The organism is Streptomyces sp. NPDC057682, from assembly GCF_042799575.1.
In the GTDB taxonomy this organism is placed as follows: Bacteria; Actinomycetota; Actinomycetes; order Streptomycetales; family Streptomycetaceae; genus Streptomyces.
In genome coordinates this window covers 69,159-91,898 of sequence record NZ_JBHVIN010000005.1, presented here as the reverse complement: position 1 = coordinate 91,898, position 22,740 = coordinate 69,159, and the positions used below count along the sequence as shown (strand labels likewise).

Here is a 22,740-nt window from a genome sequence, read left to right as displayed (position 1 = left end):
GCCGGCAGGTGCCCTCCTGTGCGCCGGCGGCGCGGAAGGCGAAGTTCCGCCGATTCCGCCGCACGCCACCAAGGAGCGGGCCGGGGCGCCGGGACGGCGCCGTCGGCCTCGCCGGGCGGTGGCCACGCCGAGCCCCAGTCCGGCCCCGGTCCAGTGCGCCGGCTCCACGCACGCCGCACCGCACCCGCGTGCGCACGGGTGACCGGAATCGTTCGGGGCGTGGGCGGCCCCTCCTGACGACGACGGATCCGGGGCACGGCACGGGCCGGGTGGAACGTTCACGCGGGGCCGCACGCGCGAACGGCCGCAGAACGTACCGCAAGAACCGATCCCGCGGCGGTCCGGCGGACAACGGCGTCCCGGGCCGCCGCGGATGCGGGAACGCCCGTTCACGGGGAGCATCGGAGGTGGAAGGTGCCTCACGACGGGCTCGTCCGGGCCCGGTACGGAGGGAAGTACGGGATGCCCGAATCCAGCACCGCGCCGCTGTTGCCCCGTCCCAGGGGCGTGCTGTCGGCGGCGGTGACGGAGGCCCTGCGGGACGGCTCCCCACCGCCCGCTCCTCTTCCGGTGGGTCCGGCCGATCCGTACGGTGACGATCTGCACCTCGCCCTGTACAGCTGTTACGAACTCCATTACCGAGGCTTTCGGGACGTCGATCCGGAGCGCGAATGGGATGCCGCGCTACTGTCGCTGCGGGCCGCCCTGGAGGAGCGCTTCCTCACCGCCCTGCGGCGGGACGTCCCCGCTCCGAGCTCGTTGGACGAGGTTCTGGCGGACCTCCTCGTGCAACCCGTCCACTCCGACGGAGTGCCCCACTTCCTCGCGCGGCGCGGCACCTTGGCACAGGTGCGGGAGTACGCGCGACAGCGTTCGCTGTACCACCTCAAGGAGGCCGATCCGCACGCGTGGGTGCTGCCCCGGCTGAGCGGCCGGGCCAAGGCGGCGATGGCCGCCGTGGAGTTCGACGAGTTCGGCGGCGGCCGAGCGGAGCGCGTGCACGCCCGGCTGTTCGCCGACCTCATGGCGGACCTCGGGCTGGACACCGGATACGGTCACTATCTGGACGACGGGTTCTCCGAGATGCTGGCGCTGGTCAACGCCATGTCGCTGTTCGGGCTGCACCGGAGCATGCGCGGCGCGCTGGTCGGGCACTTCGCGGCCGTCGAGATCACGTCCTCGCCCGCGTCCCGGCAGCTCGCCCGCGCGATGGCCCGCACGGGCGCGGGTCCTGCCGCCACGTTCTTCTACGACGAGCACGTCGAGGCCGACGCGGTGCACGAACAGGTGGTGCGCAAGGAGGTCATCGGCGGGCTGCTCGACGACGCTCCCGAGCTGGAACCGGACGTCGCGTTCGGCGTCGCCGCCACGTCCTTCCTCGAAGACCGCCTCGGCCGACGCCTCCTCGCCCGGTGGGCGGCCTGACAGACCGGCCACGGCCCCGCGGGTGCCCCTGCCCGAAGGAGAAGACCGCATGGTTACCGTCACCGGCGCACGACCGTATGCACAGCCCTTCCTCGTCACCCCTCCCGGGGTCTACGCACCGCAGAGCGACACCCAACTGCTGCTGGCGGCCCTCGAACAGGAACGCACCGGCCCGGACACCTCCGTGCTGGACATCGGCACGGGCAGCGGCGCCCTCGCCGTACGCGCCGCGCAGCTCGGCTGCGAGGTGACGGCCGTGGACATCACGCTCCGCGCCGTCGTCACCGCCCGGCTCAACGCGCTGCTGCACCGCCGTCGCATCACGGCGCACCGCAGCGACCTGACGTCCGCCGTGGCGACGCGTGCGTACGATCTCGTGCTGTGCAACCCGCCCTATGTCCCCGCCCCGGGCGTTCCGCTGCGCGGCGCCTCGCGCGCCTGGGACGCGGGGGTCGACGGCCGGGCCGTCATCGACCGTCTCTGCACGGGGGTGCCGTCCGTGCTGCGGCGCGGCGGCGTCCTGCTCATCGTGCACTCCGGGCTCTGCGACGCCGGCGCCACGCTCGACCGGCTCGGACGCGCGGGGCTGGACGCGGGGGTCAGCAGCCGGGTCCGCATCCCTCTGGGCCCGGTGCTGCGCTCCCGACTTCTCTGGCTGCGCGAACGCCGGCTGATGTGCGCCGAGGACACGAGCGAGGAACTGGTGGTCATCCGTGCCGAACGCCCCTGACTCCCCGTGCCACGTCACACTGACCGCGCAGGGCCCCCTCCTCGTGGAGGGCCCGGTGGAAGTCACCGCACCGGACGGGTCCGTGCACATCTCCGACCGTTTCGTGGTCGCCCTCTGCACCTGCCGGCGCAGCGCCATCTACCCCTGGTGCGATACCAGCCACCGGGCGCGCCCGCGCACATGAAGGAGTGCGAGCGCCATGGCCCGCCCTCCGTGGAGCGGACCGCTGTCCTTCGGTCCGGTCTCCCTTCCCGTCCGGATGTTCACCGCCCCGGAGACCCGCACCTTCCACTTCCGTCAGCTCCAGCGCGGCACGTCCGACCGTGTCCGCAGCAAGCGGGTGAACGAGGGCGACGCGTACGCCCTCGTCGAACAGAACGAACTGGATGAGATCATCCCGAGACGGTCCAGAACGATCGACATCGAAGGCACGCGCTGCTGCGAACGCCGGACCACCTGACGGCCTCGCCCGGCCTTGTGAAGGGGGCCGCGCATGTGCTCGATACGGCCTGTGGCGAGATCCGACTGCTACGTTGACCCCCATGACGGTGGCATTGATCGATTCAGGATGTGGCCTTCTCCCTACCGCCGGCTGGCTTCGGCACCTTGCCCCGGAACTCGATCTGCTTCTGCTTCTGGATCCCGAGGGGGCCCCTTGGGGTCCGAGGACCGCCTCCTTCGTCACGGACCGTCTGCTCAGTGCCGCCCACCTGGCCATTCAGCGGGGCGCGGAGGCCATCGTCGTCCCTTGCAATACCGCCACCGTCACCGCGATCGACGCCCTGCGCGAGAGTTTCGAGCCTCGCATTCCCGTGATCGGAACCGTCCCTGCCGTGAAGCCGGCCGCGGCAACCAGTCAAAACCTCGCCGTATGGGCGACCGTCCGTACCACCACAAGTGACTACCAGGATCGCCTGATCGCGAACTTCGCGAACGGCATGCCGGTCGCACGGGTCGCGTGTCCCGGCCTGGCCGAAGCGATCGACCACGGTGACATGACTGCCGCCGCGGAGGCGATCGCCGATGCGACCGAGCGAACCCCGCGGAATTGCGACGCCGTGGTACTGGGGTGCACGCACTACCCCCTGATGGCTCCACAGATTCTACAGAGCCTGCCTGCCGGAACCATCCTGTACGACAGCGCCGAAGCAGTCGCCCGCCAAGCGCTGCGACGCTTGAACCGCACCAGGGAATCAGGCCTCGCCCCAGGCTCCGTCGACGTGGTGCTCAGTGGTCGCCCCGGCCACCTCCCGGCAGGCGCGCACGCCTATCCGGTGGGCCGTGCGCTGGCCGCCGCGGCGCGAGTGCCTCGCGAAGCCCTCATCTCCGCAACCACTCGGGCCTCGGTGACAGCTCCGGCCGTCTGAGCGAACCCCGTCCGCAACACTCGCCCATCTGCGCGAGCTCTCAGCAACTCGGCGGGTACGAAGAGCCCTCGAGCAACCCCGCGAGGTGGGCCGCGTTGACGGCCAGGGTGCGGGTCGTGGCCGCGACGGCGTCGGGGGTCTCGTCCAGGTCCTGGTAGTCGGTGCCGTGCTGGGCCTCGCCGACCCAGTACGTCACGGCGCCCGGGGCGAGGGTGAAGCCCAGGTCGTTGAGTCCCTGGAACAGATCGGCGCTCACCTTGTGCGCGCCGTCCTCGTTGCCGACGACCGCCACGGCCGCGACCTTGCCGTAGGGCAGTTGGCGGCCCGCGTCATCGGATTCGGAGATGTCGGCGTTCAGCCGTTCCAGGACGCGCTGGCACACACTCGACGGGTGCCCCAGCCAGATGGGCGTGGCCAGAACCAGGATGTCGGAGGCCAGCACCTTCTTCCGGAGCTCCGGCCAGGCGTCGCCCCCGCCCATGTCCTGTGCCACCCCCGCCTTCACCTCGTGGTCGACCACCCGTACGGTCTCGCCCTCCACCCCCAGCCCGGACAGTTCGGCCATGATCTGACCGGCCAGCAGATGACTGCTGGAGTCGTTCGGGGAGGGGGACAGGGTGCAGACGAGTGCGAGTGCGCGTGTCACGTGTACCAACTCCTTGTCGATCCGGGCGCCCGTCGGCCACGCCGGCCCAGGGCGTCGGCGCGGGCCGCGGCTCGCCGGCCCCGTCGTACTCCTAGGTCCGCGCTCAGTCTCTGCCCCTGCCGGTCAGCAGGTCGCGGGAGCGGTCCACGAGGCCGATGCCGGGTCCGAGGAGCTTGTTGCCGGGAGGCGTGTCCGGGGCAGACGGATGCGGGCGTGTGGGCCCTGTCTTCTTCGCGGCCCGCACCTTGTCACCCAGCTCGTCCAGTTCCTCCGGGGTGCACGAGCGCGCGAGAAGCGGGAAGAGCGTCCCCTCCTCCTCCCTTACGTGCGCGGCGACTTCGAGCTTCAATTTCGCCACGAGGTGGTCGAACTGCGAGTCCCCGGCCGAGAGCCCTTCCAGTTCCTTGAGATGCCGCTCCACCGTCGCGTGCTCGGCGATCTCGTTGTCCGCGAGGTCACCGCCGCCGGCGACCCGGTCACGCACCGCCGGATAGAGGTACATCTCCTCCGCCACGGAGTGACGTACCAGTTCGATGGTCAGGTGGTCCACCAGCTCCCGGCGCCGGGCGTCACCGACCGGCTGCACCTCGATCTCCGCGAAGAGTTCGTCCACCTCCCGGTGGTCGGTCGTCAGTTCCGCGATCACGTTGCCGCCGTGCCCCATGGGAGAACCCCTTTCCACGCGCGCCGTATGCGCCGGTGACGACTCACGCTGTCACAGCCGCGGAACCTCGGGTCGGCCAACACGCACAGGGGGGCGTCGACTGGGCGGACTGGCCCAACGACGTCCGGGGGTATCCGTTCCACGTGCGCACAGGCGCCGCTCCGCCGCCGCGAAGGGCGGCCTGGGTCCCGGTCCGCTCCACCGGATACGATTGATCCTGGTCGACGTCCGCTCACGCACCCCCGAGAAGCATCGCGACGGCCGCGCGCGCATGGCGGGCCGGGGCCGGGTCGCCGGTGATGCCGGCGGTGACGATGGCCCCCTCGGCAAGGAGGAGGACCGGCTCGGCCGCCGGCAGTCCCGCGGCCCGGGTCCAGTCCGCGATCTGATCGTGGAACGCCTGTTTGTGCGTACGGACTTCGGTGAGCACCGCCTCGGACGAGGTACCCAGTTCGCCGTGGGCGTTGATCCAGGCGCAGCCGCGGAAGCCGGGTTCCGCGAACCATGCGGCGAGCCAGTCGAAGACCGCGAGAACCCGCTCACGAGGGTCCGGGACCTCCCCCACGTACGCGGCCAGGGCCCCTCTCCACCGCCGGTCACGGCGTTCGAGCACCGCCACCACCAGGTCCTCCTTCGCCGGGAAGAACCGGTAGATCCGCTTCAGGGGCAGGCCGGACGCCGTACGGATCAGGTCCATCCCGACCGCCTGGATGCCTTGCTCGTAGAAGAGCCCCTCCGCGGCGTCGAGCAGCGCCTCACGGTCCAGACGGTGCTGCTCGTCGGTGATCGGGGCGGGCATCCGGGACTCCTTGACATCGAGAACGATCGTTCCCTACCTTAGGCCACCTTGATGGAGAACGTACGTTCTCAATGCGGTCTCCATGCTGTCCCACTGCGTTCTCGACGATGTGGAGGATCCCGTGACCGACGATCGCCCGCCCTTTCCGCCGTTCACCCACGAGACGGCGCTCCGGAAGGTCCAAGCCGCCGAGGACGCCTGGAACACCCGCGACCCCCGCCGCGTGGCCTCCGCGTACACACCGGATTCGGTCTGGCGCAACCGTGACACCTTCCTCCGCGGCCGCGACGAGATCGTCGCCTTTCTGACGCGGAAGTGGGAGCGCGAACAGGCATACGCGCTGCGCAAGAACCTCTGGGCGTTCCACGAGAACCGGATCGCCGTGCGCTTCCAGTACGAGTGGCACGATGCCGAGGGCCAGTGGTGGCGCAGCTACGGCAACGAACTGTGGGAGTTCGACGGACACGGCCTCATGCGGCGCCGCGAGGCGAGCATCAACGACGTCGCCATGTCCGCGTCCGACCGCCGGATCCACGGCCCCCGGCCCGCGGACGAGCGGGGAGTCGAGTTTCCGCTGCAGTAGTACCCGCGCCGCATCGCGAGGGGGCACGCCGTCGGTGTTCGCCGAGGGCACGGGACGCCGGTGACGCGGCGTGCCCCCGAGCGCTCAGGAGAGGAACTCGACGGCGGGGAAGGCCGGTGACGGTCCGTCCAGGAGATGCCCCCGGCGGTGGCGCAGGTGGGCGTCGAAGAAGGCGAGCGGGTACGCCTGCTGGATCCGCACCGCCTGACCGGGATCCAGCGTGCCTATGGCCTCCTGGAGTTGCTGCGCACTCCATCCGAGGATGCCCGCCACCTGCGGGTACAGGGCCTCGTTGTCGCCGTACGAGACGTGGACGGCGCCCTCGGCCCGTATGTCCCGCCGCCACCCCCGCAGAAGCGACCAGAACGCGGCTGCCTCGGGGTCCGTGGCCCGGGTGAACTCGGCGGACATCATCATGAACGGCCGGTCCAGGGCACCGGCGAGCGGCGGCCTCATCTGCATCGGCCCGTCGAGGCTCAGGCCCGCCCGGATCCGGGTGTCCGCGAGCATGGCGCAGGCCGTGGCCGTACCGCCCTTCGACCAGCCGAACGCGCCCATGCGCCGCGGGTCGAGGGAGCCGAGGAGCCCGGCCGGCAGCTCCCGCCGGTCCACGTCCGGATGGTGTCCCGCCGCGATCTGCTCGACGCAGTCGAGGACGAAACGCACGTCGGCCGCGAAGTCCCCGGGCAGCGTCGGTGTGTCGGGGCCCTGGAGCGGGGTGGCGATCCGCCCGTCGGGGAACACCGTGTACGTGTCGTACTGGTGGGCCACCGTCACCACCGCATAGCCATGACTGGCCAGTTCCTGGACCACGACCGTGTGGTCCCCCTGGTGGCTGTGCGCACCGTGGGAGAACACCACGACCGGCAGCCGCCGGCCCAACCGCATCAGCGGGGCCCCCACGTGTCCGGCGGTGACCGGCGCCAGCGGCGCCATCTCCCCGAACCCGGCATCCGTGAGGAACGCCTCCAGGGCACCGGCCGGAATCCAGGGCGCCCGCGGGTGGCCCTCCACGTTCCGGGCCGGATACCACACGGTCGCCATCAGCTCCCGGAAGTGCCCCGGGCCCGCGATCCCGTCCGGCCGTGACCGGTCGACCAGATGCAGCGGGACCGTGCCCACCGGATACGGCCCGGTGGGCTCCGGCAGTGTGAGCCGTCCCGGGGCCGGTCCGCGCCCCTCCGGAACGGCCCACGCGGGACCCACCACCGCGCCGAGCGGTAAGGCGGCCCCCGTGGCCAGCGCGGCTCCCAGCACGCGGCGACGTGTCGGGCTCCGGTGTGCGGTGAACGGCGGGACGGCCACGGGTCCTCCATGTCATGGGTCGTCAATCGTGCCGTCACGGCCGGTCCGTGGGCACAGCACAACGCTGTCACACGCCCTCCCGTCCGACATCGGCCCACGGGTTTACACCCGTGGGTTGATGCGGCGGGCGGTGGCAGCGACCGACGCGCGCACTCCGGGCTCGCTGGGACGTGTGGCCCTGCCGACGCTCGACGCTATGGAAGCGTTGCGCCCGGACCGACGTTCGCCATGATGCTGCGGGCTTCCTCGGGCCAGATGTCATCGGGGACGACGAAGGCCTGCTCCACGGTGCTGTCGGTGGCGTTGCTGAAGTGGTTGGGAACGTCGGAGCAGGTGTTCCGAACGTGGGCGTCGTGCATGGCCGGCGTCCACATCCTGATCCAGTTGGCCCCGTTCACGTACCGGACGACATTGTCGTGGATGTCCCAGTGGGAGCTTCCCTCGTCCGGGTAGAGGCTCTTGTCGGTGGGGGCGGTGCTGCGGTTGCGGATCTCCACGAAGTTGCCGGAGGCGCCCGACCGGCGGGTGCCGCCGCCCTGGCCGCCGAGGGTGTGGATGAAGCCCCGTCGTCCAGTACCCGGAGGATGTCGTGGACGTGGTTCCCGGTGAAGCTGATGTCGGTGCCGCGGCTGATCCGGACCGCGGCGGGGATGCGGGCGGGGTTCAGGGGCCGGGGATCCCAGATCACCCCGCCCTGGCTGTCGACGAGGCCCTCGTCGGAGACGGCGGCCCAGGTGGTACCGGTGAGGGTGAGGCCCTGGAACACCAGGCCTCGCACGGTTCTGAGGGCGGTGGGGACGACCGTGTAGGCGTCCAGGCGCAGGGTCTTCGCCGTCATGTCGGTCACGGTGACCGTGTGGCATCCGCGGGAGGCCCCCGCGTGGTGAACAAAATCTCGCGGGCGAGGCGCGCGGTGCCCAGGGTTGCTGACGGTGACGGGCGGTCCGCCGTCGACGCGGACCTCGATGTCCCCGCCCTCGACCTGTTTCTCGCCCAGGACGTCGACGCCCGTGCCGGTGAAGGCGTAGCCGATGGAGTCGTACGTCCTGGGTGAACGTCCAGGGGGCCCGGTCGCCCGGGAGCTGGGCCGGAAGGCCCCTTGGCCGAACGGTCCATCCGGAACTTCACCACGGGCGGCCCCACCACCCCGCCGGCGCACCACAGGGTTCATGCACCGGCATCGCGCTTCGGGCGATACAGCAGGTGCCGCATGCCGTCAGGAGTGATCTCGCCCGCGCGCCCGGCCAGGGTCCAGCAGCCTTCCTCAGCAGGTCGGACAGCGGGCCCAAGACCAACACCGCGGACCGGCGGCGCGGTTCGCCCCAGGAGAGCCGGCCTCACATCAACCGTCGCACAGGCACTACGCCGCGACCTGGGCGAAGCATCGTCACACCCATTGTCGACTACGGCGACACTCGCTATGTTAATGAGAAATCACATGAATCTAAAGCAGCTCCAAAGAGGATGGCTCACAACTGTCGCTTTGTGAGGGTCAGTTGCATCCGTGGCGACCTCTCGGAAGGCACATAAGTCAATGATGAATCACAGGCGTCTTCAGGGGTCGGCAGTCAACGCGAGGTCTGCCGTCACGAGCGAGTGACGGTGCCGCACCAAACAACGCACACCTCAGGACCGTACGGGCTTCAACACTCCAGACGAGCCTCACCCCATGTGCACGCCGAGTGGGAACCCCCGCATGCCCCCGCGAGGCCTCTGGACTTCGACCGGGTGCGGCAGGGCTCCGCAGAACCTCGGCAACACCTCGACGGACGCAACAACCCACAGCCACAGAGGAGTTCGATCAGATGGACGGGCTGAGCAGACGAAAGATGTTACTGGCCGGCGGAGCCCTCGGCGCCGCCGGAGCGCTGAGCATGGCTTCCCCCGCAGGGGCCCGGCCCCTGTGGACCTGGTCGCCGGCCGGCTCCGTGGCGGGCGCGGGCGCCGGCGTGGATCCCGAATGGGTGTGGGACGACGAAGCCGACCCGGTCCTGGCAGCCGTCATCGACCGGGGCGATGTGGCCAGGGTCAACGCCGCACTCGCCAAGTGGACCCGCAACGACCAGGCCCTCCCCGCAGAACTGCCCTCAGATGTACGGGACTTCATGGAGGAGGCCCGTCGGCTCCCGTCCTGGGCCGACCGTACGAAGCTCGACCGCGGTTCCCGGTTCAGCAAGACGAAGGGGATCTACGTCGGGGCACTGTACGGCCTCGGCAGCGGCATGATGAGTACCGCCATCCCCCGCGAGGCACGCGCGGTGTACTACTCCAAGGGCGGGGCGGACATGAAGGACCGCATCGCCAAGACCGCGAGACTCGGCTACGACATCGGGGACGTGGACGCGTACCAGCCGACGGGCTCGATGATCGTGACGTGCGTGAAGACCCGGATGGTGCACGCCGCCGTACGGCATCTGCTCCCCCAGTCTCCCGGGTGGACGCAGACGAGCGGCGGCCAGACGATCCCCATCAGCCAGGCGGACATCCTCGTCACCTGGCACAGCCTGGCCACGTTCGTGATGCAGAGGCTCAAGGACTGGCGTGTGAGGGTCGGCACCGCCGACTCGGACGCCTATCTGCATGTGTGGCAGGTCAGCGCCGCCATGCTCGGCGTGCGGCAGGAGTACATCCCGGCCACCTGGGACGCGGCCAACGCCCAGTCCGCTCAGGTCCTCGATCCGATCCTGGCCGCGAGTGACGAGGGGGTGGCACTGACCGAAGTCCTCCTCGACATCGTGGCCGAACTCGATCTCGGCCTCACCCGCCCCCTGATCAGCGCGTTCGCCAGGTACACGCTCGGCGACCGGGTCGGGGACATGATCGGGCTGTCCAAGGAGCCCGTCCTGAAGCCCCTGATCGCAGCCGCCTGGCCCCTCCTGGTCGCCTTCCGCGAGGGACTGATCTCCTTTCCCGTCATCCCGTCCGTAGCCTGGACCCTGGAAGAGGCGATCCGCCAGTTCGTCCTGCTCTTCCTCGGCGAGGCCAAGCCGATCGCCATCAGCATCCCGGACACGAACCGTCCGTCCTGACAACCGCACCCCCCGGTGGACGACGTACGGCGGCGCACCCCGGATCAGGAGGGTGCCGGGGCAGCCGGCCGCGCCTGCCCCGGCACTCAGGGTTGGGCATCCACCTCTGCGATGAGCTCCATCGCCGTGGCTCCCGGCTGGACTCGAACATCGAAGTAATATCCCTGATCGCAGAACACCAGCTCGACGGAATCCGGCATCAGCCGGCGAAGCAAGCAGGCGACCTGCGCCGATTCCGCCAGGGGCGCGTCCACGTACAGGCCCGTCCCGCCCTCCGGCAGAAAGACCTCGCCCGGCCCCTCATCCGTGCAGAAGCTCCAACTGAACGCACATACCTCACTGCGTTGCGTCGGATCGGCTTCCACCTCGGCCCAGAGATCCGTGATCCCGGAAGTCACGGCGGCTGAGCTGACCCGCCAGGTGGTGGTCGAACCATCGAAGAACGCCATGAACGCAGCCATGCCGCGTGTCTACCACGCCCGCTCACGCAGCCCCCAACCGCCTCGGGAGGGCCCCCCGGACGAAAGCCATGAACCTGTCTCGATTCTCCGTAACCTGCCCGCACCGTTGTAACGCCCAGCGGCGGGCGCCGAACGCATCGAAGACGCTCTTCGGCGTCTGCGCCTGCGCCGTTCCACATCCGTGATCCAGTCCCTCGGTAACACGGCGCCATGCGCCTTGCCGAGATCGACGACGTGACCGGCATGGATGCCAGTACCACGTTCCAACGGATGAAGCGGCTTCAGAAGGACGGTCTGGTCACCCGCACCGGCTCGCGCTGGGGCGACCCCTATGTCCTGACCGAGGCCGGACAGGCCCTGGGCCCCGTCTACGCGGCCGTCGGCCGTTGGAGCGCCCCGGTCCCGCACCGGGCATCCACATCGGCCGCCCCGCCCGCGCCGACCGCGCACAGGGAAGCGCCGACGAGCGTGGGTCGAACGGCTGCGGCGCTCGGTCGCAGTCCGGCCGCCCCGCCCTCCCTCTTCAGCCACGCACCCCAGCCCCAGCCGCGGGTGCCGCCTCCGTCACCGTGCGTGCGTACAGGGAACGTCTACTGGCGCAGAGCGGTTGTTTCGTTGCTGTTGCATTCCTGTGGGCGCAGTCCCGTCAGTGGTTCGCCGAACTACGTTGTCGGAGAAGCGAATTCATCCACTCGAACCTTGGGCTGGGATCTGAGTACGTGTACTCATGCATCTGGCCCGTACCTCATCGGAAGGTGGGGCAGGGGTGCGGAGATGAAGAGGACCACGGCGGCCCGGCCGCCCCGGAGCTACGGGCGGTGCAAGCTAGCGGGCGGCACCGTGACCTACGCACTCAAGTACCACCGCGCTCGTGGCAAGTACCCGGACGGCACCCTGATGCCTGGGCCAGCGCTCAAAGCCCCTGGGCTCCGGCTCGACTGGGACCGGCCGGACCTGCCACTCCCGAGTCGGGTCGAGGAGCCCGCCCCACGCCCCGAGACCGGGTCCGAGGTGATCTATTGGCGCTGCTCGATCACTCCAGAAGACCGGATGACCGTGGCAGTCGCACGAACCCGCCATGCCACCGTTCTCACCCTCAGTCCTGGCCTGTGGAACTCTTCCGCAGACAACTACTTCACCGTGCTACGCCGAGAATGATCTCGCGAGCGCCGGCGGTGAGTCGACCGTAGAAAGCGCGAGGCCGAGCTCGACCCCACCCCACCAGCGAAAGGACCCCCCTCCATGCCCAACGGCCTTACCTGGATAGGCGCTCACGCCCACACCGCCACGCCCGTCCCCGGAATGCGTGGCGGCATCTCCCTCACCGTCGCCCGAGGCATCGACCCTGACGAGTTCCTCATCAACCTCGGGGCCGACCTCGATGAGCTCGCCGCACGCACCCCGCTGAACGAACTGCGCAGCCAGACCACCCCGCCCGGCCACGACCCCACCCGATACGCCTACGCGATGTACGGCAGCGAGGGTGAGTGGACGTACGTGCTGGAGAACCACCACGCCGCGACCTGGGCAACCGGGTTCCGCCGTGTCCCTTCGATGAGGCCCGGCCCGGGTGACGAGATCCTGTGCGCCAGCCGGAACCTGTACAGCCCGCCCGCCGTGATCCTGCACGTCGAGGGCGACGAGGTGATACGGCGCGCAGAGTTCGGCACCACCACCGGCCACGCGTCGGCGTTGGACGCGGCGCTCACCGCCGCCGGTGCCGTCTTCCCCTCCATCCCCGACGCCACCGCCGACGAGGTGACCGTCTACTACGAACAGCACGGCGCGCGCCTGCCCGCCCTGGTGTTCACCGCGCTGGGCGCGTACACGGGGCTGAGCGTCGACCGGGATGCCGCACAGGCCGGGAATCTCCCCGCCGTCCACCTCCTCACTCCTTGAGCCGCACGCGTTGATCAGGTTCATCCACGTCGCCCCGGCCCGCCGCCCGCCTCCGCCGCCTGTCGAGGCTCTGAAGTACTTCGAATTCGGCCGGGCGTACACCGAGCGCACCGTGGCGGCCAAGGTCGGAGGTAGATCATCGGCCTCCGCTCATCTCCACGCAGGCATACGTGGACCTCTCCCGTGCCTGCCTGCTGCGAGGTGAACTCGACGGCATGGAAGCCGCTCTCGAACCCATGCACCGCACCTCATGAGCACGGCACAGGTGTCCTCGATCGCGCGTAGGGCCGACACGGCCATCGCCAGGCTGCCAACCTCCTGCACCCACCAGCGAGGGACATCGACAGCGGCACTCGACTCATACCTGACAGGAAGTCAGTAAAGTCAGCAAAAGGTCAGCATCCGTCCTGACACACCTGGTCGAACAAGGTCACACATGACCACGCAGCCATACGCGAACGCCCAGGACCAGGCCCCCTCCGTCTCCCCCTGTGGAGGCCCTCCTCCGCCCGCACGTGACCACGGGTGACGAGAACCCCCACCGAAGGGAAAGAGCAGGTCAACGCACCCGACCGCGCGCCTTCAACGGCACCGGCGGCAGGGCGGGCGCGGGGATCGGAGCGCCGTCGTAGCCATGTACGGTGCCGAACCGATCACCGTTCATCCAGGCCACACGCGCCTGCGCGATCTCGTCCTGGGTGCGGCCCACGAAGTTCCACCACATCATGATCTCCTCCTCGAACGGCTCGCCGCCGAGCAGCATCAGCCCCGCGTCGGACTCCGCGCGCAGCGGGAGTTCCGTGCGGCCGCAGCCGAGGTAGAGCATGGAGCCGGGGAGGACGGGGACGCCGTCGACCTCGGCCTCGCCGGACATGGAGAGCACGGCGTACTCGAAGTCGGGGTCCAGGGGGAGCCGGGCCTCGGTTCCGTGGGTGAGGGCGAGGTCGGCGCCGACGATGGGGGTGTAGGCGGTGCCGGGGGAGGTGGCGCCGTCGAGGGTGCCGAGGATGACCGTGGCGGTGAGGCCGGGGGCGACCACGGTGGGCAGGTCCGTGTGGTGCTGGAAGTGGGGTTCGACGTCGCGGTGGGCGTCGGGGAGGGCGACCCAGAGCTGGGCGCCGTGGAGCAGGGCGGCGTGCTGCCGGGGGCTCTCCTCGGAGTGGCTGATCGCGCGGCCGGAGGTCATCAGGCCGAGTTCGCGGGGACGGATCGTCTCCAGGCTGCCGAGGCTGTCGCGGTGGAGGACCTCGCCCTCGTGCAGCCAGCTCACGGTCTGCAGTCCCATGTGCGGGTGGGGCGGCACCTGCATCCCGGGCTCGTCGGCGATGTCGTCGGGGCCGTAGTGGTCGACGAAGGCCCAGGCGCCGACCATGCGGCGGCCCAGGTTCGGCAGCAGTCTGCGGACCTCGGTCGACTCACCGAGCCGGACGTGGCGCGGGGTGAGGAGTTCGCGTACGGGCTCGGCGACGACGAAGCCCCTCCCTCCGCAGACGGAGAGTGCGGCCTGGCGATCGAGATTGCTCATGGCGCTCAACCTATTCCCGTGCGACTCCGGCAGGCTGGAATCCACGCCGAATATTTAGTGGAATGTTAAACCATCTATCGGTGTTGTGGCGTACGGACAGGTACGGGACCGGCCCGGCCGCCGCCTTCGACCGAGGGGGTCACATGAGCGACGCCTACTACGAGTTCGGCACCGCCGCCGAGCGCTGGGAGCGGGCCCTGTTCTTCTTCGAAGCGAAGGAGTACACCACCGCCGCCCGGATCCTGACCGGTCTCGTCGACGAGGTTCCCGAGCAGGTCGCGCCGCGGCTGCTGCTGGCCCGCGCCTACTACCACTCGGCGCGCCTCGTCCGGGCCGAGACGGAACTGCGCGCCGTCCTGGAGCGCGACCCCGTCGAGGAGTACGCCCGGCTGATGCTCGGACGCACGCTGGAGCGCCAGGGCAGGCAGGCCGAGGCCGACACCCATCTGCGGATGGCCGCCGCGCTCGCCGGGGACTTCCCGTCGAAGGGTGACGCCTGAGGTCCCGGGCGTGTCCGGCGCCCCGGCCCCGGCCCGTGACGGGACGCACCTCCGGTGCCGGGCCGGGCCCGCTCCCCCCTTCTATTGGGGTGCGGGCCCGGCCCTGCGCGTGATACGCCACCGGCATGAACGATCTCTCCACCGCGCGTCTGCTGCTCCGTCCGATGACCGTCGCCGACGCCGAGCGGGTGGCGGCGGGCGGCCCCGCCGCCGGGGAACGGTGGGCCCCCGGCTTCCCCTCCCCCGGCGAGCGTGCCGCCGCCACCCGCTTCCTCGCCGACTGCGCGACGAGCGGTGACCCCACACCGTTCGGTTCGTACGCGATACGGCTCCGCGCGGACGGGCTGGTCGTCGGGGGCATCGGCTTCCACGGGGCGCCGGACGGCCGGGGTCACGTCACGGTCGGATACGGGCTCGTCCCCTCCGTACGGGGCAGGGGGTACGCCTCCGAGGCGCTGCGCGCCCTCCTCCGGTTCGCCCGGGAACAGGGCGTCGTCTGCGTGCACGGGGACACCGACCTCGACAACACCGCGTCCCAGCACGTGATGACCGCGGCCGGCATGCGGTTCGTGAAGCAGGACGAGCGGCTGAAGCACTACCGGGTCGACTGGGACGGCCGCGTCGACGACCACGGTTGAGCGGGGCACCCGTCCCGCGCACCCGTCCGACAGATCCGTTCAACGCGCCCGATCAACACACCCGATCAACGGAACGAGCCCGCCGGGAACGGTCCGGCGGGCTCCTTCCGCGTCCGGTCGGGCGTCAGCCGGTCATGGCCGCCGTCCGGTTCGCCTTGCCTTTCCGGGCCGCCTCGCGGTCCGGGGACGGCACGAGCAGCCGTTCCGCCAGAGCGCCGAAGACCAGGCCGAAGGCGGTCCACAGGGTGACCTGGACCGCCAGCGTGGCCAGGCGGAACTCCCAGAGCAGTGAGGCCGGGAAGTCCCCGCCCACCTCGTTGTACGAGGGGAGAAAGGCGTACGCGAGGCCGATGACCAGGACATAGCCGGCGCCCGCGGCGATGCTCGCGTTCCAGTTGCCCAGGCGCGGGGCCAGCCGTCTGCCGATGATGACGGCCGCCGCGGCCAGCAGCACGCTGAGAGCGACCATCAGGAAGAACAGCGTGGTGCGCTCTCCGATGGTGTCGGGGTTGCCGACGGCCGGCGGGTTCGCCGGGTACTTCAGGAACGGCACGACGTACACCGCGAGCAGCGCCGCGCCCGCGATCAGTGCCGCCGTGGCCCTCGGCCCGAACCGGCCGGCGCGGCCGAGCGCGTAGCAGAAGACGAGTGCGGCGATACCGCCCACGGCGACCCCGAAGACGAGGACGCCGGTGGCGAGACCCGCGGTGGACTGGAGGGTGCGGCTGACGAGTTCCTCGCCGCCGCCGTGGTCGTGGCCGTGCGCGTGCGCCTCTTCGAGCGCGATGGCCGCGTCGACCCGCGACTCACCGAGGAAGTAGGCGACCAGCAGGGCGCAGGCACCGGCGATCAGGCCGGCCAGCATGCCGCGGACCAACAGGGCTCGTACGGATATGGAGTTCATGGGTGTCCCCTGGACGGTGCGGCCGGATCAGTGGCAGGGGAAACCGAGGAGGTGGCGTCCGTCGTGGACCCACTCGTGCACGCCCTCGCCGGAGATGAGCGCGGTGGCGCCCTGCTCGGCTCCGACGAAGTAGAGCAGGACCAGCATGAGGATGCCGAAGAAGGCGGCCCAAGGGGCCAGGGCCTTCAGCGAGATGGGGGTGATGGCGGGTGCGCCGGTGGTGGGGGCAGCAGAGTGTGCCATGGCAGAACCTCCTGGGGGAACACGCGTCCCGATCGTGGTGCCTGAGACGAAGGTGCCGGGTCTGACTTCCCGCACGCGTGCGGGTACACAGTGGCGCGACCGTGCCGGATTCCCACCGGACTTCCATCACACCCTCGTCATGTCGTCGCGACGATACAGCCTGTGCGCGGGCACCGCCACGGTGCCCGAAGGGGGTGCCGGGGAGGCCGGATGCCAAGGTGGGCACGGGCGAGTGACCCTTGTTCAGGGAGAGGAGAGCGGTGGAGACGGTACGGGTGATGTTGATCTCACCGGCGATGAACCAGGGGCTGCGCGAGGCGCGTTTCGCCGGGGACGGGCCGCTCGACGCGGCCGGGGTCCGGCAGGCGCGGGCGGCCGCCGCGCAGGTTCCGGACGCCGACCGGTACGTGGCCGGTCCCTCCCGGCGCTGCGCCGCGACCGCCGACGCCCTCGGCATCGACTGCGTCGTCGAACCAGCTCTCCGGGACTGGGAGTTGGGCGGCTGGGCCGGGGAGCGGCTGGACACGGTGGCCGCGCGCGAGCCCGACGCCGTGGCCGACTGGCTCGCGGACCCCGGAGCCGCTCCGCACGGCGGTGAGTCGCTGCTCGCCCTGTGCGCGCGGGCCGGGGCCTGGCTCGACGCCCTGGCCGCCGACGGGGCGGCCGCCCGGGACCGGATGCTGGCGGTCGCGGAACCCGCCGTGGTACGGGCCGCGGCCGTCCACGCGCTCGGCCTACCGGTGGCCGCGTTCTGGCGGCTCGATGTCCCGCCGCTCACCCTGACCGAACTCGGTGGCCGGCCGGGGCGGTGGAACCTGCGCTGCGGGCGGCCCCTCGCACCCCGGTAGACACCGCCGCTCAGCTGTCCCGGTACGTCTCCAGCAGCCGCAGCCAGATCTCACTGATCGTCGGGTACGCGGGCACCGCGTGCCACAGCCGGTCGATGGGAACCTCCCCGGCCACGGCGACCGTGGCCGAGTGCAGCAGCTCGCCGATGCCGGGGCCCACGAACGTGACCCCGCGCAGGATCTCCCGGTCGAGGTCGACGACCATGCGGGCCCGGCCGCGGTAGCCGTCCGCGTACAGCCCGGCTCCGGCGACGTCCGCCAGGTCGTAGTCGACGGCGCGGACGCGGTGGCCGGCCCGTTCCGCCTCGGCCAGCGTGAGGCCGACGGAGGCCGCCTCGGGGTCGGTGAAGACGACCTGGGGCACGGCCGCGTGGTCCGCCGTTGCCGTGTACGGGCCCCAGGGGGACGCGTCGGGGCCCGCGCCCTCCCGGCGCGCCCCGGCGGCGATGGCGGCGCCCGCGATCCTGGCCTGGTACTTGCCCTGGTGCGTCAGCAGGGCGCGGTGGTTGACGTCGCCGACCGCGTAGAGCCAGGGCGTGCCCTCGACGCGGCAGCTGTCGTCGACGGTGAGCCAGGAGCCGGGCTCCAGGCCGATCGTTTCGAGGCCCAGGTCGTCGGTGCGCGGGGCGCGGCCGGTGGCGAAGAGGATCTCGTCGGCCTCGACGGTCTCCCCGTCGTCGAGCGTGACGACAACGGGTCCGTCGGGGGCGGCCCGCCGTACGGAGGTGGCGGAGACACCCGTACGGAGGTCGGCGCCCGCCTCCCTCAGCGCCTCGGCGACCAGCTCTCCGGCGAAGGGCTCCATCCGGGGCAGCAGCCCCCGGCCGCGTACGAGCAGGGTGACCTGGGATCCGAGGGCGCCCCAGACCGTGGCCATCTCGACGCCCACCACTCCCCCGCCGACGACGACCAGGCGGTCCGGCACCGCCTTGGCGCTCGTGGCCTCCCGGCTGGTCCAGGGGCGGACCGTGTCGATGCCGGGCAGGCCGGGGACGACAGCCCGGCTGCCCGTGCAGAGGGCCACGGCGTGCCGGGCGGTGAGCGGGTGCTCCGTGCCGTCGGGGGCCGTGACGGTGACCGCCCTGGGGCCGGTCAGACGGCCGTGTCCGCGGTGGACGACCGCCCCGATCCCCTCCAGCCAGGCGACCTGTCCGTCGTCCTTCCAGTGCGAGGCGTAGGCGTCCCGGTGGGCGAGCACCGCCGCGGTGTCCAGCGGGCCCCGCACCGCTTCTGCGAGGCCGGGGACGCGGCGGGCGTCGGCACGGGCCACGACGGGGCGCAGCAGGGCCTTGCTGGGCATGCAGGCCCAGTAGGAGCACTCACCGCCGACCAGCTCGGACTCCACGACGGCGGTGCTCAGTCCGGCGGCGCGGGCCCGGTCCGCCACGTTCTCACCGACCGGGCCCGCCCCGATGACCACGACGTCGTACGCGAGGGGCTCCACAGCAGAGGCAGATGTCATGGGCCCATTCTGGCCATGGGTGTGCGGGGCGGCCACATGGGCAGGCGGAATACCGGACGCACGGACACCGTTGTGCCGGACACGTCGATACGGACACGGAAAAGAGGGAGCAGAGCATGAGCACGGTTGAGCTCACCAAGGAAAACTTCGATCAGGTGGTCAGTGACAACGAATTCGTCCTGATCGACTTCTGGGCTTCCTGGTGCGGCCCGTGCCGGCAGTTCGCGCCGGTCTACGACGCGGCGTCCGAGCGTCACCAGGACCTCGTGTTCGCGAAGGTCGACACCGAGGCGCAGCAGGAGCTGGCGGCGGCGTTCGAGATCCGGTCCATTCCGACGCTGATGATCGTCCGTGACAACGTGGCCGTGTTCGCCCAGCCCGGCGCGCTGCCGGAGGCGGCCCTGGAGGACGTGATCGGCCAGGCCCGGAAGCTGGACATGGACGAGGTCCGCAAGTCCGTCGAGGAGCAGCAGAAGGGCCAGAAGTAGGCCCCACACCGCCGTAGTGGCCCTGCGCGGGGCGGTTCAGCCCCCGACGCTCCGCTCGGAGAGGCGGACCGAGAGTCCGTAGTCGAGTTCGGCGCCGTCGACCAGCAGGGCCTCGACGGTGTGCGTCGCGGGGTCGATGTCCGCGACCATTCCGTCGCCCGCGTAGCGCGGATAGCCCGACTCGCCGATCTCGCCCGTGGCGGCGACGACCGCCGAGCGGATGGCGGGACCGGGGCCCAGATTGCCCGTGTCCCCTCCGGACACGCGGGTGGCGCCCGTGGGCGTGCCGGAACCACCGGCGGAACCGGTGCCGGACCCGCCGTGCGTCGTCGCACGGGCGGAGCTGTCGGAGCCCTCCGGGCGGGCGGTGGCCTCTGCGGCGCTGCCGGACGCCTTCGCTCCGGAATCCTCCGCCGCGGTCCCGCCGCCGGGCCCCTTCGTTCCGGAATCCTCCGCCGCGGTCCCGCCGCCACCGCCGCCCTCGGGTGCGTCCGTGCCGGTCTCCTGCTCCACCACGGGCCTGCCGTCGGTGAAGGCGGGGACGATCAGGATCTCGTAACTCTGCGGATGGCTCATGGTCACGACGCTAAGCACGAGTGGTCCACCCCGCACGTCGCGCCGTCGGGCGGTCCGGTCAGCTGGATTCCCGGGGGACGGTCCGGGCCCTCAGCAGATCGTGCCGTTCGGGCTCGGTGCCGGGGTGGCGTACGAGGCGGTCGACGAGGTCGGCCAGCGGCTCCACGGTGGCCAGTTCCATCCGTACGCTGCTCAGCCGCGGCCTCAGCAGCCGCCCCAGCACGGAGTCGTCCGCACCGACGAGGGCGGTGTCTCCGGGTACGGAGACTCCGGCGTCCTGCAGGGCGCGCATCAGGAGCATCGCGTAGGTGTCGTCGTACGCGAAGACGCCGTCCAGGCCGAGTACGGGCCAGCGGGCGGCGAGTTCGGCGGCCGATTCCTCCGTGTAGCGCAGGGGGAGGACCTCGACCGCGGCCCCGTCGGCCTCGGCGGCCCGGCGGGCGCCGGCCAGCCGGGGCTCGGCGAAGAGCGCGAGTTCCGGTTCCTCGGGCATCACCACACCGATCCGGCGCCTTCCGCGTCCCAGAAGGTGACGGGTCGCGCTGTCGCCGACCTCGCGCTGGTCCATGATCAGCGCATGGGCTCCGGCGACCGGCTGCGGGCCGAGGGTGAGGATGGCCTTCGCGCCGGAGCGTCGCAGCAGGGCGATGCCGGACGGGGTGAGCGGGACCGAGCCGGGGGCGATGACGGCGACGGGCCGCAGTTCGGCCCATGACCGGGCGGCGTCCTGCGGACCCAGGCCCAGCGATCCGTACTGGACGACGGTGTAGTCGAGACGGCGCAGACCGGCTTCGAGGCCGTGCAGGAAGCGCTGGTGCAGGGGTGCGGACGGGAAGTGCGCCGTCGGCAGGAGCACCATGCGCGAATGTCCGGCACGCAGACTCCGGGCGGCCGCGTGCGGGACGTAGCCGAGTTCGGTGGCCGCCTCCCGCACCCGTCGGCGGGTCGGATCACTGATCCGTACGGCCGTGTTGTTGTTGAGGACGTACGACACGGTGGCCCGGGAGACGCCGGCGAGCCGCGCCACATCGGCGCTGGTCGGAACGGGGCCTTCGGCGGGCTGCTTGGGTAACTGACTCATGGCGTCGGGCAGTCTCCCAGACCGGTGCGACGGGCGGGCGCCCCGGGGCGGGTGTTGGGCCCCGGTTCCACCGGCCGGACCCGGTACGCGCCGGCCGGGGCACGCGTCCTACGGTGTGGCGATGACCTTCCAGCACCGCAGCGACAGCACCGACGACCCGGCCGCCTTCCCCGGCCGTACCGGCTCCTCCGCCACCACCGAGGCCGATCCGCAGGCCGTGGGGCCGGTCCGCACCTCGTACGCCCCCGACCGCGACGGCGACCCCGATCCGGGCGAGATCGTCTGGACCTGGGTGCCGTTCGAGGAGAACGACGGGCGAGGCAAGGACCGGCCGGTGCTCGTCGTCGCCCGCGAGGCCGCGGGCACGCTGCTCGCGGTCCAGCTCTCCAGCAAGCAGCACGACCGGGACCGCGAGTGGGTGGCGCTGGGCGCGGGGCCCTGGGACAGCTCGGGACGGCCGTCCTGGGTCGATCTGGACCGGGTGCTGCGGGTGCACGAGGACGGGATGCGGCGTGAGGCGTGTGCGCTGGACCGGGACAGGTTCGACCTGGTGGCCGGGCGGCTCCGGGAGCGCTACGGCTGGCGCTGACGGCCGAGACGGCCGTACGTCCGCCCCGGGGTGACCGCCGGTCACCGACCCGAACGGCCGAGCGGGGCCGTCCGGGCCGGGGCGGAACGGCGCCCGCCGCGCCGCGCCGTGACCTCGACCTCGACCTCGACTTCAGGGTGAGACTCGCGTCTGCTCCGCGAACGTGCGGGCGAACGCGGCCCGGGTCGGCGAGTCCTCGTTCCGGTCGAGGATGCCGAAGACGATCTGCTCGAAATGGCCCGCGAACCGCCCGCCACCGGTGAGCAGGGCGTGGAAGGCCCCCGCCACCTCGGCCGGGTCGTTGCGGAAGACCCCGCAGCCCCAGGCGCCCAGCACCAGCCGCCGGTAGCCCCGGACCGCCGCGACCTCCAGCACCCGTTCGGCACGCGAGGCGAGCGCGGCCGGGACCCGGTGGGCCTTCTCCGGGGTCTGCGCGCGGATCACCCCCGCGTTGGGCGCGGGCGAGGTGAGGAACCCCGCCGTGTACGGGACGTCGAGGAGCCGGCCCCGGTCGTCGCGGAAGACCGGTACGCCGGGCGAGTGGATGACCCGGTCGGTGTAGAACGCGCTGCGTTCCGCGCGGTGGTGGGCGTAGTAGTCGGGCGCTCTCACCAGCGTCGCGTACAGCGCCGAGCCCCGGCAGAGGGCCTCCTCCTGCGCCTGCGCCCCGTTGAGATAGCCGCCTCCGGGGTTGCGCGCGGACGCGTAGTTCAGCACGGCGACCTTGCCCGGACCTTCCCGGGTCATCCGGGCGGCCGCCGCGAGGCTGCTCTCCCCGGTGACCTCGAAGGCCGGGGTGCGGTCGCGGTCGAGGACCGCGACCGGAACGGGATCCGGGCCGTAGAGCCTGGTTCCGGACAGGGCCGCCGTCAGGGCCCGTTGGATGCTGACCTCGCGGCCGTCGGCGGTGCGATAGCCGCCCTCCGCCACGATGGTCTCGGTCTCGCGCGCGATGCCGCGCAGCCGGGCGCTCACGGC

The 22,740-nt window shown here is 71.4% G+C and carries 27 protein-coding genes and 1 riboswitch; of the genes, 14 read left to right on the top strand and 13 right to left on the bottom strand.

The features are described 5' to 3' along the window. Positions 1-462: 462 nt before the first annotated feature. From ACFVDM_RS10285 to ACFVDM_RS10265, 5 genes are all read left to right on the top strand, one after another. The gene (locus ACFVDM_RS10285; RefSeq protein ID WP_383635752.1) at positions 463-1,425 is read left to right on the top strand and encodes an iron-containing redox enzyme family protein; all 963 of its coding nucleotides are present in this window, start codon (positions 463-465) and stop codon (positions 1,423-1,425) included. A gap of 49 nt (positions 1,426-1,474) precedes the next feature. Further along, positions 1,475-2,155 carry a HemK2/MTQ2 family protein methyltransferase gene (locus ACFVDM_RS10280; RefSeq protein WP_383635749.1) on the top strand — a complete coding sequence of 227 codons (681 nt, stop codon included), beginning with the start codon at positions 1,475-1,477 and terminating at the stop codon, positions 2,153-2,155. Beyond that, positions 2,139-2,339, top strand: a complete 201-nt coding sequence (locus tag ACFVDM_RS10275; RefSeq protein ID WP_383635746.1) for a CDGSH iron-sulfur domain-containing protein — start codon at positions 2,139-2,141, stop codon at positions 2,337-2,339. Before ACFVDM_RS10280 ends, ACFVDM_RS10275 begins: the two co-directional genes overlap by 17 nt. 15 nt (positions 2,340-2,354) lie before the next feature. Continuing rightward, positions 2,355-2,615: a hypothetical protein gene (locus ACFVDM_RS10270; protein ID WP_383635743.1), complete on the top strand. Its 261-nt coding sequence runs from the start codon at positions 2,355-2,357 to the stop codon at positions 2,613-2,615. A gap of 82 nt (positions 2,616-2,697) precedes the next feature. Further along, positions 2,698-3,522, top strand: coding sequence for a glutamate racemase (locus ACFVDM_RS10265; RefSeq protein WP_383635740.1), 825 nt, complete (start codon positions 2,698-2,700; stop codon positions 3,520-3,522). Positions 3,523-3,562: 40 nt separating this feature from the next. Here the strand turns inward: ACFVDM_RS10265 and ACFVDM_RS10260 are convergent, their stop codons facing one another. From ACFVDM_RS10260 to ACFVDM_RS10250, 3 genes are all read right to left on the bottom strand, one after another. Next, positions 3,563-4,168 carry a flavodoxin family protein gene (locus ACFVDM_RS10260; RefSeq protein ID WP_383635737.1) on the bottom strand — a complete coding sequence of 202 codons (606 nt, stop codon included), beginning with the start codon at positions 4,166-4,168 and terminating at the stop codon, positions 3,563-3,565. A gap of 103 nt (positions 4,169-4,271) precedes the next feature. Further along, positions 4,272-4,832 (bottom strand): hemerythrin domain-containing protein, encoded by a 561-nt coding sequence (locus ACFVDM_RS10255; RefSeq protein ID WP_383635734.1) that lies wholly within the window; start codon positions 4,830-4,832, stop codon positions 4,272-4,274. A gap of 232 nt (positions 4,833-5,064) precedes the next feature. After that, positions 5,065-5,631 (bottom strand): TetR/AcrR family transcriptional regulator, encoded by a 567-nt coding sequence (locus ACFVDM_RS10250; protein WP_383635731.1) that lies wholly within the window; start codon positions 5,629-5,631, stop codon positions 5,065-5,067. A 121-nt stretch (positions 5,632-5,752) separates the two neighbouring features. Here ACFVDM_RS10250 and ACFVDM_RS10245 point away from each other — a divergent pair, with 121 nt between their 5' ends. Next, positions 5,753-6,214, top strand: coding sequence for a DUF1348 family protein (locus tag ACFVDM_RS10245; protein WP_383635728.1), 462 nt, complete (start codon positions 5,753-5,755; stop codon positions 6,212-6,214). Between the two features lie 84 nt (positions 6,215-6,298). Here the strand turns inward: ACFVDM_RS10245 and ACFVDM_RS10240 are convergent, their stop codons facing one another. Further along, entirely contained in the window at positions 6,299-7,519 is a 1,221-nt protein-coding gene (locus ACFVDM_RS10240) for an alpha/beta hydrolase family protein (protein ID WP_383635725.1), read from the bottom strand. A gap of 194 nt (positions 7,520-7,713) precedes the next feature. Next, a complete protein-coding gene (locus tag ACFVDM_RS10235; RefSeq protein ID WP_383635722.1) occupies positions 7,714-8,016 on the bottom strand; it encodes a hypothetical protein in 303 nt (100 codons plus the stop codon). A 1,308-nt stretch (positions 8,017-9,324) separates the two neighbouring features. Here ACFVDM_RS10235 and ACFVDM_RS10230 point away from each other — a divergent pair. Beyond that, entirely contained in the window at positions 9,325-10,548 is a 1,224-nt protein-coding gene (locus tag ACFVDM_RS10230) for an oxygenase MpaB family protein (protein ID WP_383635719.1), read from the top strand. A gap of 86 nt (positions 10,549-10,634) precedes the next feature. On the opposite strand, the gene ACFVDM_RS10225 is transcribed toward ACFVDM_RS10230, so the two are convergent. Continuing rightward, positions 10,635-11,009 (bottom strand): hypothetical protein, encoded by a 375-nt coding sequence (locus ACFVDM_RS10225; protein WP_383635716.1) that lies wholly within the window; start codon positions 11,007-11,009, stop codon positions 10,635-10,637. A gap of 210 nt (positions 11,010-11,219) precedes the next feature. Here ACFVDM_RS10225 and ACFVDM_RS10220 point away from each other — a divergent pair, with 210 nt between their 5' ends. Continuing rightward, complete coding sequence (locus ACFVDM_RS10220) at positions 11,220-12,167, top strand: hypothetical protein (RefSeq protein WP_383635713.1); 948 nt, start codon at positions 11,220-11,222, stop codon at positions 12,165-12,167. A gap of 84 nt (positions 12,168-12,251) precedes the next feature. Next, complete coding sequence (locus tag ACFVDM_RS10215; protein ID WP_383635710.1) at positions 12,252-12,908, top strand: hypothetical protein; 657 nt, start codon at positions 12,252-12,254, stop codon at positions 12,906-12,908. A gap of 559 nt (positions 12,909-13,467) precedes the next feature. On the opposite strand, the gene ACFVDM_RS10210 is transcribed toward ACFVDM_RS10215, so the two are convergent. Further along, positions 13,468-14,433 carry a pirin family protein gene (locus tag ACFVDM_RS10210; protein ID WP_383635707.1) on the bottom strand — a complete coding sequence of 322 codons (966 nt, stop codon included), beginning with the start codon at positions 14,431-14,433 and terminating at the stop codon, positions 13,468-13,470. Positions 14,434-14,576: 143 nt separating this feature from the next. Between ACFVDM_RS10210 and ACFVDM_RS10205 the strand changes: the two genes are divergently transcribed. Next, positions 14,577-14,933, top strand: a complete 357-nt coding sequence (locus tag ACFVDM_RS10205; RefSeq protein ID WP_383635704.1) for a tetratricopeptide repeat protein — start codon at positions 14,577-14,579, stop codon at positions 14,931-14,933. 125 nt (positions 14,934-15,058) lie between these two features. Then, the gene (locus tag ACFVDM_RS10200) at positions 15,059-15,571 is read left to right on the top strand and encodes a GNAT family N-acetyltransferase (RefSeq protein ID WP_383635701.1); all 513 of its coding nucleotides are present in this window, start codon (positions 15,059-15,061) and stop codon (positions 15,569-15,571) included. Between the two features lie 124 nt (positions 15,572-15,695). Here the strand turns inward: ACFVDM_RS10200 and ACFVDM_RS10195 are convergent, their stop codons facing one another. Both ACFVDM_RS10195 and ACFVDM_RS10190 read right to left on the bottom strand, forming a co-directional pair. After that, the gene (locus ACFVDM_RS10195; protein ID WP_383635698.1) at positions 15,696-16,475 is read right to left on the bottom strand and encodes a CbtA family protein; all 780 of its coding nucleotides are present in this window, start codon (positions 16,473-16,475) and stop codon (positions 15,696-15,698) included. 27 nt (positions 16,476-16,502) lie between these two features. Further along, the gene (locus ACFVDM_RS10190) at positions 16,503-16,718 is read right to left on the bottom strand and encodes a CbtB-domain containing protein (RefSeq protein ID WP_383635695.1); all 216 of its coding nucleotides are present in this window, start codon (positions 16,716-16,718) and stop codon (positions 16,503-16,505) included. Between the two features lie 45 nt (positions 16,719-16,763). Next, a riboswitch (adenosylcobalamin (AdoCbl) riboswitch) is annotated at positions 16,764-16,857 on the bottom strand. Between the two features lie 139 nt (positions 16,858-16,996). On the opposite strand from ACFVDM_RS10190, the gene ACFVDM_RS10185 reads away from it, so the two are divergent. Next, complete coding sequence (locus tag ACFVDM_RS10185) at positions 16,997-17,566, top strand: histidine phosphatase family protein (protein WP_383635692.1); 570 nt, start codon at positions 16,997-16,999, stop codon at positions 17,564-17,566. Between the two features lie 10 nt (positions 17,567-17,576). Here ACFVDM_RS10185 and ACFVDM_RS10180 read toward each other — a convergent pair whose 3' ends face one another. Beyond that, positions 17,577-19,028, bottom strand: coding sequence for a dihydrolipoyl dehydrogenase family protein (locus ACFVDM_RS10180; RefSeq protein WP_383635689.1), 1,452 nt, complete (start codon positions 19,026-19,028; stop codon positions 17,577-17,579). Between the two features lie 116 nt (positions 19,029-19,144). On the opposite strand from ACFVDM_RS10180, the gene trxA reads away from it, so the two are divergent. Further along, complete coding sequence (trxA, locus tag ACFVDM_RS10175; RefSeq protein WP_383635686.1) at positions 19,145-19,516, top strand: thioredoxin; 372 nt, start codon at positions 19,145-19,147, stop codon at positions 19,514-19,516. 36 nt (positions 19,517-19,552) lie between these two features. On the opposite strand, the gene ACFVDM_RS10170 is transcribed toward trxA, so the two are convergent. Both ACFVDM_RS10170 and ACFVDM_RS10165 read right to left on the bottom strand, forming a co-directional pair. Beyond that, positions 19,553-20,092, bottom strand: a complete 540-nt coding sequence (locus ACFVDM_RS10170; protein WP_383635683.1) for a hypothetical protein — start codon at positions 20,090-20,092, stop codon at positions 19,553-19,555. Between the two features lie 58 nt (positions 20,093-20,150). Beyond that, positions 20,151-21,173, bottom strand: coding sequence for a LacI family DNA-binding transcriptional regulator (locus ACFVDM_RS10165; RefSeq protein WP_383635680.1), 1,023 nt, complete (start codon positions 21,171-21,173; stop codon positions 20,151-20,153). Positions 21,174-21,294: 121 nt separating this feature from the next. Between ACFVDM_RS10165 and ACFVDM_RS10160 the strand changes: the two genes are divergently transcribed. After that, the gene (locus ACFVDM_RS10160) at positions 21,295-21,762 is read left to right on the top strand and encodes a type II toxin-antitoxin system PemK/MazF family toxin (RefSeq protein WP_383635678.1); all 468 of its coding nucleotides are present in this window, start codon (positions 21,295-21,297) and stop codon (positions 21,760-21,762) included. A gap of 132 nt (positions 21,763-21,894) precedes the next feature. Here the strand turns inward: ACFVDM_RS10160 and ACFVDM_RS10155 are convergent, their stop codons facing one another. After that, positions 21,895-22,737 (bottom strand): TIGR02452 family protein, encoded by an 843-nt coding sequence (locus tag ACFVDM_RS10155; RefSeq protein WP_383635675.1) that lies wholly within the window; start codon positions 22,735-22,737, stop codon positions 21,895-21,897. Positions 22,738-22,740 lie beyond the last annotated feature (3 nt).

Coding starts and splice junctions, on each gene's coding strand:
- ACFVDM_RS10285 (WP_383635752.1), top strand. CDS start 463: ATGCCCGAATCCAGCACCGCGCCGCTGTTGCCCCGTCCCAGGGGCGTG.
- ACFVDM_RS10280 (WP_383635749.1), top strand. CDS start 1,475: ATGGTTACCGTCACCGGCGCACGACCGTATGCACAGCCCTTCCTCGTC.
- ACFVDM_RS10270 (WP_383635743.1), top strand. CDS start 2,355: ATGGCCCGCCCTCCGTGGAGCGGACCGCTGTCCTTCGGTCCGGTCTCC.
- ACFVDM_RS10265 (WP_383635740.1), top strand. CDS start 2,698: ATGACGGTGGCATTGATCGATTCAGGATGTGGCCTTCTCCCTACCGCC.
- ACFVDM_RS10255 (WP_383635734.1), bottom strand. CDS start 4,832: ATGGGGCACGGCGGCAACGTGATCGCGGAACTGACGACCGACCACCGG.
- ACFVDM_RS10250 (WP_383635731.1), bottom strand. CDS start 5,631: ATGCCCGCCCCGATCACCGACGAGCAGCACCGTCTGGACCGTGAGGCG.
- ACFVDM_RS10230 (WP_383635719.1), top strand. CDS start 9,325: ATGGACGGGCTGAGCAGACGAAAGATGTTACTGGCCGGCGGAGCCCTC.
- ACFVDM_RS10225 (WP_383635716.1), bottom strand. CDS start 11,009: ATGGCTGCGTTCATGGCGTTCTTCGATGGTTCGACCACCACCTGGCGG.
- ACFVDM_RS10220 (WP_383635713.1), top strand. CDS start 11,220: ATGCGCCTTGCCGAGATCGACGACGTGACCGGCATGGATGCCAGTACC.
- ACFVDM_RS10215 (WP_383635710.1), top strand. CDS start 12,252: ATGCCCAACGGCCTTACCTGGATAGGCGCTCACGCCCACACCGCCACG.
- ACFVDM_RS10210 (WP_383635707.1), bottom strand. CDS start 14,433: ATGAGCAATCTCGATCGCCAGGCCGCACTCTCCGTCTGCGGAGGGAGG.
- ACFVDM_RS10205 (WP_383635704.1), top strand. CDS start 14,577: ATGAGCGACGCCTACTACGAGTTCGGCACCGCCGCCGAGCGCTGGGAG.
- ACFVDM_RS10200 (WP_383635701.1), top strand. CDS start 15,059: ATGAACGATCTCTCCACCGCGCGTCTGCTGCTCCGTCCGATGACCGTC.
- ACFVDM_RS10195 (WP_383635698.1), bottom strand. CDS start 16,475: ATGAACTCCATATCCGTACGAGCCCTGTTGGTCCGCGGCATGCTGGCC.
- ACFVDM_RS10190 (WP_383635695.1), bottom strand. CDS start 16,718: ATGGCACACTCTGCTGCCCCCACCACCGGCGCACCCGCCATCACCCCC.
- ACFVDM_RS10185 (WP_383635692.1), top strand. CDS start 16,997: ATGTTGATCTCACCGGCGATGAACCAGGGGCTGCGCGAGGCGCGTTTC.
- ACFVDM_RS10180 (WP_383635689.1), bottom strand. CDS start 19,028: ATGACATCTGCCTCTGCTGTGGAGCCCCTCGCGTACGACGTCGTGGTC.
- trxA (WP_383635686.1), top strand. CDS start 19,145: ATGAGCACGGTTGAGCTCACCAAGGAAAACTTCGATCAGGTGGTCAGT.
- ACFVDM_RS10170 (WP_383635683.1), bottom strand. CDS start 20,092: ATGAGCCATCCGCAGAGTTACGAGATCCTGATCGTCCCCGCCTTCACC.
- ACFVDM_RS10165 (WP_383635680.1), bottom strand. CDS start 21,173: ATGAGTCAGTTACCCAAGCAGCCCGCCGAAGGCCCCGTTCCGACCAGC.
- ACFVDM_RS10160 (WP_383635678.1), top strand. CDS start 21,295: ATGACCTTCCAGCACCGCAGCGACAGCACCGACGACCCGGCCGCCTTC.